Source organism: Falsibacillus pallidus (genome assembly GCF_050990905.1).
GTDB classification, from domain to species: domain Bacteria; phylum Bacillota; class Bacilli; order Bacillales; family DSM-25281; genus Falsibacillus; species Falsibacillus pallidus_A.
The window spans coordinates 1,113,302-1,125,935 of sequence record NZ_CP158866.1 but is presented as its reverse complement, the minus strand read 5'-3'; the positions used below and the strand labels follow the sequence as shown (position 1 = coordinate 1,125,935).

General features: G+C 42.8%; 12 protein-coding genes. 4 read left to right on the top strand and 8 right to left on the bottom strand.

Going from position 1 to position 12,634, the window contains the following annotated elements:
- Positions 1-9: 9 nt before the first annotated feature.
- Entirely contained in the window at positions 10-744 is a 735-nt protein-coding gene (locus tag ABTV07_RS06055) for an MBL fold metallo-hydrolase (protein ID WP_433748727.1), read from the bottom strand.
- A gap of 176 nt (positions 745-920) precedes the next feature.
- Between ABTV07_RS06055 and yhfH the strand changes: the two genes are divergently transcribed.
- Both yhfH and ABTV07_RS06045 read left to right on the top strand, forming a co-directional pair.
- Entirely contained in the window at positions 921-1,055 is a 135-nt protein-coding gene (gene yhfH, locus ABTV07_RS06050) for a protein YhfH (RefSeq protein ID WP_433748724.1), read from the top strand.
- Between the two features lie 141 nt (positions 1,056-1,196).
- Positions 1,197-1,775, top strand: a complete 579-nt coding sequence (locus ABTV07_RS06045; RefSeq protein ID WP_433748721.1) for an SCO family protein — start codon at positions 1,197-1,199, stop codon at positions 1,773-1,775.
- A 48-nt stretch (positions 1,776-1,823) separates the two neighbouring features.
- Here ABTV07_RS06045 and ABTV07_RS06040 read toward each other — a convergent pair whose 3' ends face one another.
- Together ABTV07_RS06040 and ABTV07_RS06035 are read right to left on the bottom strand one after the other, a co-directional pair.
- Positions 1,824-4,034 carry a YhgE/Pip family protein gene (locus ABTV07_RS06040; protein WP_433748718.1) on the bottom strand — a complete coding sequence of 737 codons (2,211 nt, stop codon included), beginning with the start codon at positions 4,032-4,034 and terminating at the stop codon, positions 1,824-1,826.
- A 97-nt stretch (positions 4,035-4,131) separates the two neighbouring features.
- Complete coding sequence (locus ABTV07_RS06035; RefSeq protein ID WP_433748715.1) at positions 4,132-4,707, bottom strand: TetR/AcrR family transcriptional regulator; 576 nt, start codon at positions 4,705-4,707, stop codon at positions 4,132-4,134.
- A 235-nt stretch (positions 4,708-4,942) separates the two neighbouring features.
- Between ABTV07_RS06035 and ABTV07_RS06030 the strand changes: the two genes are divergently transcribed.
- Positions 4,943-6,364 (top strand): LysM peptidoglycan-binding domain-containing protein, encoded by a 1,422-nt coding sequence (locus ABTV07_RS06030; RefSeq protein ID WP_433748712.1) that lies wholly within the window; start codon positions 4,943-4,945, stop codon positions 6,362-6,364.
- A gap of 40 nt (positions 6,365-6,404) precedes the next feature.
- Here ABTV07_RS06030 and hemY read toward each other — a convergent pair whose 3' ends face one another.
- From hemY to hemE, 3 genes are all read right to left on the bottom strand, one after another.
- The gene (hemY, locus tag ABTV07_RS06025) at positions 6,405-7,817 is read right to left on the bottom strand and encodes a protoporphyrinogen oxidase (RefSeq protein ID WP_433748709.1); all 1,413 of its coding nucleotides are present in this window, start codon (positions 7,815-7,817) and stop codon (positions 6,405-6,407) included.
- A 21-nt stretch (positions 7,818-7,838) separates the two neighbouring features.
- Complete coding sequence (gene hemH / locus ABTV07_RS06020) at positions 7,839-8,774, bottom strand: ferrochelatase (RefSeq protein WP_433748706.1); 936 nt, start codon at positions 8,772-8,774, stop codon at positions 7,839-7,841.
- Between the two features lie 74 nt (positions 8,775-8,848).
- The gene (gene hemE / locus ABTV07_RS06015) at positions 8,849-9,889 is read right to left on the bottom strand and encodes a uroporphyrinogen decarboxylase (RefSeq protein WP_433748703.1); all 1,041 of its coding nucleotides are present in this window, start codon (positions 9,887-9,889) and stop codon (positions 8,849-8,851) included.
- 351 nt (positions 9,890-10,240) lie between these two features.
- Between hemE and ABTV07_RS06010 the strand changes: the two genes are divergently transcribed.
- Positions 10,241-10,759 (top strand): antibiotic biosynthesis monooxygenase family protein, encoded by a 519-nt coding sequence (locus tag ABTV07_RS06010; RefSeq protein ID WP_433748700.1) that lies wholly within the window; start codon positions 10,241-10,243, stop codon positions 10,757-10,759.
- 184 nt (positions 10,760-10,943) lie between these two features.
- Here ABTV07_RS06010 and ABTV07_RS06005 read toward each other — a convergent pair whose 3' ends face one another.
- Entirely contained in the window at positions 10,944-11,582 is a 639-nt protein-coding gene (locus ABTV07_RS06005) for a response regulator transcription factor (RefSeq protein WP_433748698.1), read from the bottom strand.
- Entirely contained in the window at positions 11,575-12,621 is a 1,047-nt protein-coding gene (locus ABTV07_RS06000; protein WP_433748696.1) for a sensor histidine kinase, read from the bottom strand. Before ABTV07_RS06000 ends, ABTV07_RS06005 begins: the two co-directional genes overlap by 8 nt.
- Between the last annotated feature and the right edge of the window lie 13 nt (positions 12,622-12,634).

The window sequence follows — 12,634 nt, the reverse complement described above, 5'->3', positions numbered from 1 at the left end:
CTCTACTTTCTAAATCGTTATCTTCAAACCTGCGGATGCCAGCATAACTTCTCCGCGAAAAATCTCGGACGCCTCATCGGCGAGTTGATTCAGATCACCGTATTGAGGCAGGTGGGTCAGTATTAGCTTGGACACCTCTGCTTTTGCCGCAATATTTCCTGCATCCCGGCTATTCATATGTCCCGCTGAGGATCCATCCATCTCTCCGTAAAAATTGCATTCACAAAGCAGTACATCCGCATTTTCTGAGAATTGGATGAAAGACTCCTGGAACGATGAATCGGCAGTATAGACTAACTTTTTGCCGCCCGCTTCAATGCACATGGCATAACACGGAACCGGATGAATCGTTTTTAAAAACTTGATTGTGAACGGGCCAATATTTAACGGCTGGGAAGGATCGTAGGCCACCCCTGTCGTCACATCCCTAAACGACAATCCAAGGAATGCTTGTTCATCTTCCGTGTGTCCGTATATTGATAAATTCCGATTATTCTTCCCCAAAAATTTATTAATCAAAAGCGCATGCTGAAGCACGCCTATATCTGCAATATGATCAGGGTGATAATGTGAAATAATGGCAGCATCCACCATTTCAGGCTGTATGTAGTTCTGAAGCTGAGACAATACTGCACTTCCACAGTCAATCAAGAGATGGTATCCCTCATATGTAAGCAAGTACCCTGTGCTTGCTTCATTCTGTTTTGGATAGCCGCCCCAGTGTCCTATAATCGTCAGTTCCAATTAAATCCCCTCCATCTTCATTTTATCCGAAACATAATGACATTTCCTCCAATATGCCTATTTTTTCATCCTATCGCAAAAAGATACCAATAATTGTTGACCAGAATAAAACTGTTATAATACAATATAATAAAATAAGTACAGTATTATAACAAATTCCAGGAAGGATGATGAAGATGATTCATAATGTATTGGAATTCTTTAAAAATCTCCCTGCCAAAAACTGCTCCGAATGTGGGGAGCAGATGGATGAACAGCATGAATGCTACGGCAATAAATGCGACAAATGTATGGGGATCAGTGAACTGTAGGACAGATTTCGTTTATCGGGCTTGCCTTAGGGCAGGCTTTTTTTGTGAATTTTTCTAGAACATTCTTCCTCTCTTTCAGTAACTTACCTTTGTTCGGTTATAATGGGGTGTAGTATATGAAATCATTTATTGGAGGTACATATGTTGAGAAAACTCCGCTTACTTATTGCAATCACAGCTGTTTTTATTCTTGTTCTATCGGGATGTTCTTCTGCTCCCAAAACAACGAAAAAAGTAGAGGACTTTACATTTACCGATCAAAACGGCAAAAAATTCGGATTAAAAGACTTAAAAGGGAAGATCTGGGTCTCTGACTTTGTCTTTACAAGCTGCACAACCATTTGCCCGCCAATGACACATAACATGAGTGAGCTGCAGAAGGAGGTCGAAGATGAAGGACTCGATAATGTGGAATTCGTATCCTTCAGCGTGGATCCTACTGTAGACTCCCCTGAAGCCCTCAAAGAGTATGCAGGAAAATATGACGGCGACCTTTCAAAATGGCACTTTTTAACGGGATACTCACAGGATAAAATTGAACAATTCGCCAAAGACAACTTCAGTGCTTTTGTCAAAAAACCGGATAGCGGCGATCAGGTAATTCACGGCATTTCCTTCTATATCATCAATAAAAAAGGTGAAATCCTCGAGAAAAATTATGCAGGGAACAAAGACGTCCCATATGACGAAATCATTGATACCATTAAAAAACTTAAGTGAATCAACAAAAAAACTGGCCAAGTGCAGATGATGCACTGGCCAGTTTTTTTATTCTGCCGCTTCTTCCATTGTTCCGTTTTTAAACTTTCTTCGGAATGCAATCAAGAAGTAAATCAATGACAGAAGCAGGAATCCTGCAATATAAATGAACAACATATTCAAATTCGTCCACATGTAGGCAAAGTCACCGCTTGAAATAACGGCTTTGAATGCCTGCACGGAATAAGACATCGGCAGCAGATAATGAATCGGCTGCAATGCTTTCGGGATGGTTTCAAGCGGGTAGGTTCCGGCACTGGTTGTCAACTGAAGAATCAGGACGATAATTCCAATGAACCTTCCCGGATCCCCAAGAGCAGTCACCAGGAATTGGATGATGGAGATGAAAGTAATACTAGCTACAATCGTAGCCACTACGAATAACGGGATACTTTCCACCTTTAAGTCAAGACCGTAAAGCAGAATTGCATCGACAATCAAGGACTGAATGATTCCGACGATGCCTACCACACCAAACTTCCCAATGAACCAGCTGAAACCATTTCTTGGTCTCTCTGCAGGTTCTCTTAGAGGGAAAATGATTGAAAGGACTAGGGCACCGACAAATAAACTCAACGAAATGAAATACGGAGCGAATCCAGTACCATAGTTCGGCACTTTGTTATATTCGTTTTTGTTGACTTTAACAGGCTCACCCATCATATCATATGTGTTTTCATCCGCTTTTACCGAGTTGGCGTCATTCGCGCCTTCTTCCAATTTGTCATGCAATTTTTTTGTTCCTTCTGAAAGATCGTTTGACCCTTTCGATAAATCTTTAGACCCATTTGCAAGCTTTTGAGCTCCATCTGTAAGCTGATTGGAACCGGAGGATAATTGATTCATCCCTCCTGCTAATTGTCCTGCTCCCTGCGCAAGTTTATCTGCTCCATTTTTTGCTTCATTTAGCTTGCTGCCGAAGACACCCATGCCTTCTACAAGCTTGCTTTGTCCTGAAGCAAGATCATTGGCGCCTTTAGCAAGCTGGCCGGAGCCGGCGGATAATTGATCAAGTCCGCTCTTTAATTGCTGCTGTCCAGCATTGAGCTGTTTCATTTTATCAGCAATCGTGGATGCTCCTGTTGAAAGCTGTCCTGCAGAACCTTGAAGCTGGTTTGTGCCGGCTGACAATGACTTGCTGCCTGCTTCAAGCTGTGCCAGCGCACCTTGAAGTTTTGCTTTTTGATCTTCCGGAAGCATCGGCATCAACGCACTCAATTGTTCCTGTAAAGTACTGATTCCTGTTTCCAGCTGTTTTGCGCCATTTGAAGTTTGCCCGGCGCCTGCTTCCAGCTTCTTCAGATTTTCTGCAAGGCTGTCTGCTCCTGCACTAAGCTGGTTCGATCCTGCAACAATCTGCCCCATGGAATCGTCCGCTTTTTGAAGGCCAGCCTGGGATCGTTCTGCACCTTGGGCCAATTTTTCAGAACCAGCCTGGGCATCTTTTGCGCCTTTCAGAAGCTGGCTGTGGCCCTCTGATAATTTGCCAAGTCCTGCGGCAAGGGAATCAGTTCCTTTAGCAAGTTCATCTGCTCCGGATTTCAATTTTGACACTCCGGTTGTAAATTCGACTGATTTCCCTGCGAGCATCTCCAGATTCTGTTTAAGCTTCTCGGCTCCATCTGAAACTTTATGGGCGCCGTCATCAAGCTTTTTAGAACCTTCACTAGCATCTTCAAGTCCATTGCCCAGCTTTTTGATATTATCAAAGATGCTTTCGGCATATGTTTTTGTCACTTCTTTAGACAGTTCAGCCTTGATATCCTTCATGGCTGTATCCCCAATTTGAGAAGAAATAAAATTATATCCTTGATTTGGAACATATTTCAAAGTTAGTTTTTTAGGTTTTTCATCCATCAGGGTAGTGGCATTCTCGGAAAAATTCCCGGGAATTTCAATGAGCATGTAATACTTTTCTCTTTCAAGCCCTTTGTAGCCTTTGTCCCTATTGACGAAATGAAAATCAAATTTATCGTTTTCCTTTAATTTATCGACCAGGTCATCCCCTAAATGAAGTTCTTCCCCTTCCATTTCAGCACCTTTATCTTCATTCACAATAGCGACAGGCAGTCTATCCAAATGGCTGTATGGATCCCAGAATGCCCATAGATAGACTCCGCAGTACATAATTGGAATGAATAAAATGGCTATCATGGAGATAAGGAACTTCTTCTTAGTGAAGATGGCTTTGAATTCTTGTCGGAATAATGATTTTTTCACTGATGAAGCCTCCTTATATGCTTATTTTCTCTAAGTTTAAAATAAGTATTAATGACCGTTATGTTCATTTGGTCATTTTTACTCAAAAAATAGTGGATCATCTAGGTGATAATCCTTGAAATAAATAAAGTTCAAACAGCTCGGATATGTGATCTTTTCCCAAAGGTTCATGATTCTTTTCCCAGTCAAATATGAATGAAACATATAATTTGAGCATGATGAATGCCGTGATTTCAGGATCACAAGGTTTTATTTCCCCTTTATCGATTGCTGTCTGAATTTTTGTTTTGATAAATGAAATGATTGCTTTTTCTAATTTCGCCAGCACCTCAAGCACAACCGGCGTCCCGATTTCTTTTTCCTCTTGGAAAAGTTTGATGGATAATTGATGCTCCTTTCTGAATTCAAGGATCCTCAACAATGCAAGATGGACATTTTCAAAAAAAGGTTTGTCTTCATCAATGACTTCTTCTGCTGCTTCTCTCATTTCAGCTATCATCGTCCGGACGATTTCGTCGAACAATTCCTCTTTATTTTTGAAAAAAGTATAAATGGTTCCCTTGCCGACAGATGCAATTTTAGCAACTTGATCCATCGTGGTTGCTTTATATCCAAAAAGAGAAAATGATTTTGTAGCAGCCTCTATGATTTGCTTCTTTCGGTCTACAGTCAATTCATCACCCCACTCTGACTAAATGACCAAATTTGTAATCCGGTCATCCACTTAAAGTAATTTACCACAAACGAATCACTTTTACAAGGAATCATCTTAGCTTTTTTAAAATTTAATATTAGTAAAGGCATTGCTGCACCAATAATGAACTATAACATAATGAAGGTCTGAACATATTTCCTCCCGTCTTCTGAATATAAATAGTATGACATGTTTAATGACGGGAGAGATGCAAATGAAGATTCACGTGGTTCAGTATGGAGAAAACCTATGGCTCATCTCCCAAAAATATGGTGCAGCCATCAATCAAATTGTTTCACTCAATCTTCTTCCTGACGCCAATAAATTATTGCCGGGGGAAGCATTGATGATTCCAGAGCCATCCAAGGAGTATGTAGTATCCCGTGGAGATACGCTTTACAGCATTGCACAGAAAACGAATTCAGATTTTAATGAACTGCAGCGCATCAATCAGATTTCTAACCCCGATGCTATCTATCCCGGTGAATTTTTGATCCTGCCATCATTTCCGTATACCATTCAATCAGGAGATAACCTGTGGAAGATCTCACAGAAGTTTGGCGTCCCCCTTCAATCCCTTTTTGAAATGAACGCACTGAATCAAAATTCGATTCTTTATGCAGGGCAGCAAATTAAAATTCCAGCCCATGAACGGCCGGAAGCTGAAGTGAATGCGTACACCACCAGCACAACTGACTCTGAACAGCAAAAAGTCCAGCAGCTTTCCCAGTACTTCACTTACTTATCCCCTTTTACACATGCTGTGACAAAAGAAGGAACGATCACTACATTGGGAAACAAGAATGACCAAATACTCATTCCAGCTGCAAAATCCAACCAGGCTGCCACACTTCTTGTCCTGACCAACTTTGCGAATGGAAAATTCGATTCTGATTTGGCTGCCGCCATTTTAAGGGATCCTGCCCTCCAGGATAAACTCATAGGCAATATTTTGACCGAACTCAGAAAAGGATATTCAGGCGTAAATTTTGACTTTGAGTACGTAAACCCGGAGGACCGGGACAATTATTCTGCATTCCTAAAGAAAGTTGTCTCCAAGCTTCATCCTGAGGGTTTTTCCGTCTCCACTGCTCTTGCTCCTAAATTAAAGGCCGATCAAAAGGGATTGCTTTATGAAGCGCATGATTATAAGGCTCAGGGGCAGATCGTCGACTTCATTGTCCTTATGACGTATGAATGGGGATGGGCCGGGGGACCTCCCCTTGCCATCGCCCCTATCAATGAAGTTCGGAAAGTCCTTGATTATGCCGTAACCGTCATTCCCTCCAATAAAATCATGATGGGTGCTCCATTATATGGACGTGATTGGAAGATCCCCTGGAAGAAAGGGACCATCGCGAGGACCATCAGCCCTATAGACGCAAGAAAGCTCGCAGTGAGATATAATGTTCCCATCAAATATAATTATACGTATGAATCTCCTTATTTCCGGTATACAGATGAAAGCGGCCAGCAGCATGAAGTATGGTTTGAAGATGCAAGAAGCATGAAGGTTAAGATGGATACGGTTAAAATCTATCAATTAAGGGGCATCAGCTATTGGGAGCTGGCTAATGAATTTCCCCAGAACTGGACAGTGCAGCGGAATGCATTCAGGGTTAAAAAATTATTATAAAGTAAAAACCCCCTCTCTGTGGAAAGGGGGTTTTAGGCATTTATTTTTTTGATAAATATTGAAGGGTTTTTGCAACAGCCGCTTCACCTTGATCGATGCAGTCCGGCAGGCCAAGACCTTCAAATGAGCTTCCTGCGACGAATACGCCAGGCAGTTCATTCTCGATATTCCGATAAATCGTCTCCATGCGTTCCTTATGTCCGACCGTATATTGAGGCATGGCTTCCTTCCATCTGCTTACAATGGAAAACTCAGGTTTCATGGTAATATCCATTGTCTTCTTCAAATCATCAAGGACAATCTGTTCGATTTCTTCATCCGAAAGATCGACAACAGCCTCGTCCCCTGCTCTTCCCACATAACAGCGGAGAAGCACTTTTCCTTTTGGGGTCGTGTGCGGCCACTTCTTATGGGTCCATGTACAAGCTGTTATAGTATAGTCGCTGTTCCGCGAAACGACGAATCCAGTTCCGTCGATATCCTTTTTAATCGCTTCTTCCGGGAAAGCCATCGCAATGGTTGCCACGGAGGTAGCGGGCATACTTTTTAAAGGATCAAAGAAGCCAAGGCTGCTGAACATGGATTGTACAGCATGATGGGGAGTGGTGACAATTATACTGTCTGCCGTTAGTTCTTCCCCGCTGCTCAATTGGAGATGATAGCCATCCCCTTCCCTTTCAATTCCTTCGACTTTTACCCCTTTTACCACGCTTCCTTTATCAAGGTGCTGCTCGATTTCGTCCACAAAGGATTGCAGTCCGGAATTAAAAGTCAAAAACATGCCTTTTTTCTTTTTGGTCTTGTTGGGAGGTGGCGCAGGTGTTGTTTTCTTCATTCCCATGATCAAGCTGCGATGCTCCTGTTCCACTTCATAAAACTGAGGGAATGTGGACATCAGGCTAAGCTTGTCGATGTCTCCCGCATAAATTCCTGAAAGAAGAGGTTCAATCAGGTTCTCCACTACCTCATCCCCAAGCCTTCTTCTAAAAAAGCTGCCTAAGGATTGATCTCCGATTTCCTTGGAGCGCGGCATGACAAAATCAGCTGCAGCCCTCATTTTTCCAGGAACTGAAAATAATCCAGTCGTGATGAATGGCGATATCTTAGTAGGGATCCCCATCACTGCACCTTCAGGCATCGGATGCAGCTTTTCGTTCACCATAACGTAGGACCTTCCAGCCGTATTGCTGACAAGCTTATCCTCGAGCCCTACTTCTTTCGCTAATCTGGAAGCGCTCTGTTTTCGGGCTAGAAATGAATCGGGCCCCCGCTCAATGACAAATCCATCCTTATAGACAGTTTGTATTTTGCCCCCTAAACGATGGCTGGCTTCAATCAGTACAACCTCGATCGGAAGCTTTCTCTCCTTGATGGTCTTTTGCAAGTAATAGGCGGCTGCCAATCCCGTCATTCCGCCGCCGATGACTGCCACCTTTTGTTTATCTTCCACCACGATTCATCGCCTTCTTTATCATTACTGGTTTTCTTTTAATTTTTCTAAAACAACCGCAGCCAACGCATCGATGAATGCCGGCTGACTATTCGGCATTTCCGGACGGTAATAGCTTGCGCCAATTTCATCAGTCACAATTTTACATTCTGTGTCATTGTCATAAAGCACTTCTAAATGATCTGAAACAAATCCGACTGGGATATAAACGAATGCTTTATAATGCTTCTCATGGAAAAGATCCCTGGTGAGATCCTGTACATCCGGTCCAAGCCAAGGTTCCGGAGTATTCCCGGCACTCTGCCATCCTATGGCATATTCCTTAATCCCTGCTTTTTCAGCAATCAACTGTGCTGTTTCTTTCAATTGATCAGGATATGGATCCCCAGACTGCAGGATTTTTTCAGGCAGGCTGTGCGCGGAAACAATCAGACACGCTTGTCCTCTTTCTTCATCCGGCATTTGACTGTATACTTCCTTTACCTTCTCAACCCAATAATCTATGAACTTAGGCTCTTTGTACCAGCTTTCAACAGATTGAATTTCCAGTCCTCCTAAATTGGCTGCTGCTTCTTTTGCCCGGCCATTATAGGATTTCACGCTGAACGTAGAGAAATGAGGTGCAAGGACAATTGAAACAGCTTCTTCAAGTCCATCTTCCTTCATTTGCTTCACGGCATCTTCCACGAAGGGTTCAATGTGTTTGAGTCCCAAGTACGCCTTAAATTCAATTTCATCCTGAATCTCATTTAGATGTGCTTCAAGCTTTTCCGCCTGCTGCTGGGTGATTTTCGCTAACGGTGAAATGCCCCCGATCGCCTGATAACGGCTGCGAAGATCCTCAAGCAATTCAGGTGAAGGTGTTCTTCCATGTCTGATATGTGTATAATACCGCTCTAAATCTTCTTCTTTATATGGTGTTCCATAAGCCATGACAAGCAAACCCATTTTTTTCTTCATTGAAATAAACCCCCATTCTAAAGTACGCCAAGTATATTTTGTTCCTAAACATGATGCAAACTAAAATGTGCTCATTACTTCTTTGAAGAGCTGTATTCATGAACAAATGAAGCGACTTTTTTCAAAGTTTCCGGATTGACGGATGGGAATACGCCATGTCCGAGATTGAAAATGTATCCCGGCTGCTGCATCCCTTGATCCAGAATATCCTTCACTCTTTCTTCTATCACGTTCCAAGGAGCTAAAAGGATGGCAGGATCCAAGTTTCCTTGAACAGTTTTGGTAATTCCTTTGCTTCTTGCCTCTTCAATAGGAAGCCTCCAATCAAGGCCAACTACATCGATCGGCAGGTCATGCCATTCCATAGCCAAATGGCTCGCACCGACTCCAAACATGATCAATGGAACATTTTCACCTTTTAGCTCTGTGAAAATCCTTTCCATGACTGGTTTGATAAATACCCTGTAATCCGCAACATTTAAAGCACCGACCCATGAGTCGAAAATTTGGAATGCTTTCGCCCCCGCCTTAATTTGTGCTTTGGCATACCTTACCGTCATATCAGCAAGTTTATCCATTAAAGCAAACCATGCTTTCGGCTCAGAATACATAAAAGCTTTTGTTTTATTATAGTTTTTGGATGGACCGCCTTCAATCATGTAGCTCGCAATTGTGAATGGCGCCCCTGCAAACCCGATCAACGGTACAGTCAGCTGCTCCTGTGTAAGAAGGCGGATTGTATCCAATACGTATGGTACGTCATCTTCGGGGCTGATTTCCCCCAGCTTTTCTACATCTGCCATTGATCGAATAGGATTATCGATGACTGGTCCGATCCCTGCTTTGATATCGACTTTAACCCCGATTGCTGGAAGCGGGGACATGATGTCCTTATAAAGGATTGCTGCGTCCACATCATACTGTTCAACCGGGAGCCTGGTCACATATGCGCAAAGCTCAGGCTGGTGAGTGATTTCAAATAGCGAGTACTTTTCTTTGATTGCTCTATATTCAGGCTGTGAGCGCCCTGCTTGCCTCATGTACCATAGAGGCACTTTCTCTGTCTTTTCTCCCCTGGCCGCTCTCAGGAATGTATCATTCGTAATTCTGCTCATTATTGCCGTGTCCACCTTTCAAATCATTACTTTCCTTATTGTATTATAAAATGGCCAAAACAAAAAACTCTTTTCTCTTAATGGACAAAAGCGCTTCCATTGAGACCAGCTAAATTCTTATAAAACTTATTGGTATGTATTTAACGTTCCATTTCATTCGTTTACACTATAGTCTTTTTGATTTCAAAAGTATAGATTTCAAGATAAAATGTCATAAAATTGCCGATTTTACACGACTTGGCAACAAGTTTGATGGTAAAAGAATTTGGGTAAAGTAGAATTGTCATCGTCTATCTTTTATGAAGTGATGGCATACTATTATTAATAATTCCAGTCGAGGTGAATGGTAGGATGAACTTTTACATGACAAGCGGTACATATGATTATCTATTAAAAATATACGAAAAGCACAATAGCGACAAATTAATTCTTGCTCAAAATGCTGAAGGTACCATCCTTATGCATGAAACAGCAGGGGAAAGTATTTTCGAGGAGCCAAGGAAATATGAAGTGATCGACAGCCACGGGGAGCTGTCCCAGCAAGGATTCGTCGTTTGCAACAACATCCCTGTGACAGACGAAGGAAGGCCAGTCTTTGAATATCGTTTCAAAAACAGGGCGAGGCAGATCGAATCCGAGCCGGGATTTATTTCGATCCGTGTTCTAAGGCCGATGAATTCTGACACCTACGTCATCATGACCCAATGGGCAGATGCAGATGCATTCCATGCCTGGCAGGATTCCAAAGCTTATGCAAAAGCGCATGAAAAGCGAGGCACCAGTGAAGGAATGGACGCTCAAAAAGATTTATTCCCGCGTGCATCCTATGTCACTAAATACAGCGCGCCTGATTTGTCTGAAATACATTAAGAAAAGCGGAGCCGGCTGTTCAAAGGCGCAGAGGTTGGACTGAAGCACCACGAGATAAAGGAAACACGGTGATCGAAGTGAACCGATGTTGACTTATCGTAAGTGTGCTGAAGGAAACCTCCCAGCCTCTAGCCGGTGGAGCTGGACAAAAAAACCGCATTCGCGGTTTTTTTGTTGTCTTTATTTATCCATCAATCAATCCGTTTCTGTTTGCATAGATTGCTGCCTGCGTCCGGTCAGATACTCCCAGTTTGCTTAGGATGTTGCTCACGTGGGTCTTTACCGTCTTTACACCGATAAACAGCTTTTCGCTTATTTCCTGATTAGTCAGCCCATTCCCTAAACATCTCAGTACATCCAATTCCCTCTCCGTCAGTTCTTCATGGGGCTTTTTATCCTTTTGGCGGAAACGGTTCATCATCTTCGTTGCCACTTTCGGTTCGATGACCACTTCCCCGTTCATGGACTTGAATATTGCCTGTGCCACTTCTTCCGCTTTGGCTGTCTTGAGAAGATAGCTATGAGCTCCGGCTTCAAGTGCAGGGAAAACCTGCTCATCATCATAGTAGCTTGTCAATATGATGACTTTACAATCGGGGTGTACGGAGAGAATATTCTTTGTCGCTTCAATTCCTGTTCCATCTTCCATCAATAAATCCATCAGGATGACATCTGGTTTATGTTCCTGTGCTAGGCGATATGCTTCTTTTCCGGAAGATGCCTCCCCAACTAAATGAATGTCCTTTTCGGTCATCAGATAGGATCTCATCCCAAGACGGACCATTTCATGATCATCCACAATCAATACTTTAATCTTATCCAATCCTCAGTACCTCCTCTGCAGGTATTCTGATATTAATATAAGTTCCTTCATTCTCTTTGGAACGTATTTGAAAAACTCCGCCTAATTCTTCGCAGCGCTCCCTCATAGACTGAAGTCCAAAGGATGTCATTTTTGAAGCATGGACCCCAAATCCTTTCCCATCGTCGCTTATATATAAATGCAGCATATCTTTGCTTCTTTCCAAGACAATTTTCACTTTTTCCGCATGTGCATGGCGGAGGATGTTCGACAGCGCCTCCTGTACAATCCTAAAAACGTGGGCTTCTGTCCCTTTTGAAAGTTGATCGATTTCTTCGATTCTCATTTCGATTTCAAGATTGCTTTTCTCCTTTAATTCCTTCACAAGTTTGATTAAGCCTTCCCTCAAGGAATCTCCCTTCAGGTCGATTGGACGAAGATGAAGCAGCAATGCCCTCATTTCACCCTGTGCTTTGGAGGCAATCTGAGCGACCTGTTCAAGCATCCCTTTTGCCTGGTTCGAATCTTCCTCAATGATGCGAATGGCAGCTGAAGAGAGCATTCCGAGTGCAAATAGCTGCTGGCTTACAGAATCATGCAGTTCCCTGGCAAGCCGCTGCCTCTCTTCGATGACAGCAGCATGATGGGCCTGATTGGCCAGCTCAGATTTTTCATCTGCCAGTCTTTGCAGAGATTTCACTTGATCTTGAATGAACTGTGCCAAGTGGTTAAGCTCATCCGTAATCAATCCAATTTCATCATTCTCTGATTTTGTGATTCTCGCAGAAAACTTCCCGCTCCTCAGTGTGGTCACAAATGTCAAAAGACTGTCGAGCCTCCCTTTAAACAAGTAGCCGCCGCGAAAACCGAAGTACAGGCTTAGGATTATAAGGAGCAAAAATAGAAATAAGGATAAATAAATGGAACTTTGCAAAGAGATAATCGGCTCCGGGGAAAATAATATGTAAACCTGGAGGCCGGAGAAAAAGATCAGTCCGCCTAGAACGCCCATTAACAAAAAGCTTTGGACGAACCAAATTCTGATATTCAGTGTCTTCATCCCAGTCCTTCCC

What these genes read in the sequence shown, in the direction of transcription:
- ABTV07_RS06045 (WP_433748721.1), top strand. Translation starts at nt 1,197, where the DNA reads ATGTTGAGAAAACTCCGCTTACTTATTGCAATCACAGCTGTTTTTATT.
- ABTV07_RS06030 (WP_433748712.1), top strand. Translation starts at nt 4,943, where the DNA reads ATGAAGATTCACGTGGTTCAGTATGGAGAAAACCTATGGCTCATCTCC.
- yhfH (WP_433748724.1), top strand. Translation starts at nt 921, where the DNA reads ATGATTCATAATGTATTGGAATTCTTTAAAAATCTCCCTGCCAAAAAC.
- ABTV07_RS06010 (WP_433748700.1), top strand. Translation starts at nt 10,241, where the DNA reads ATGAACTTTTACATGACAAGCGGTACATATGATTATCTATTAAAAATA.
- hemE (WP_433748703.1), bottom strand. Translation starts at nt 9,889, where the DNA reads ATGAGCAGAATTACGAATGATACATTCCTGAGAGCGGCCAGGGGAGAA.
- ABTV07_RS06000 (WP_433748696.1), bottom strand. Translation starts at nt 12,621, where the DNA reads ATGAAGACACTGAATATCAGAATTTGGTTCGTCCAAAGCTTTTTGTTA.
- hemH (WP_433748706.1), bottom strand. Translation starts at nt 8,774, where the DNA reads ATGAAGAAAAAAATGGGTTTGCTTGTCATGGCTTATGGAACACCATAT.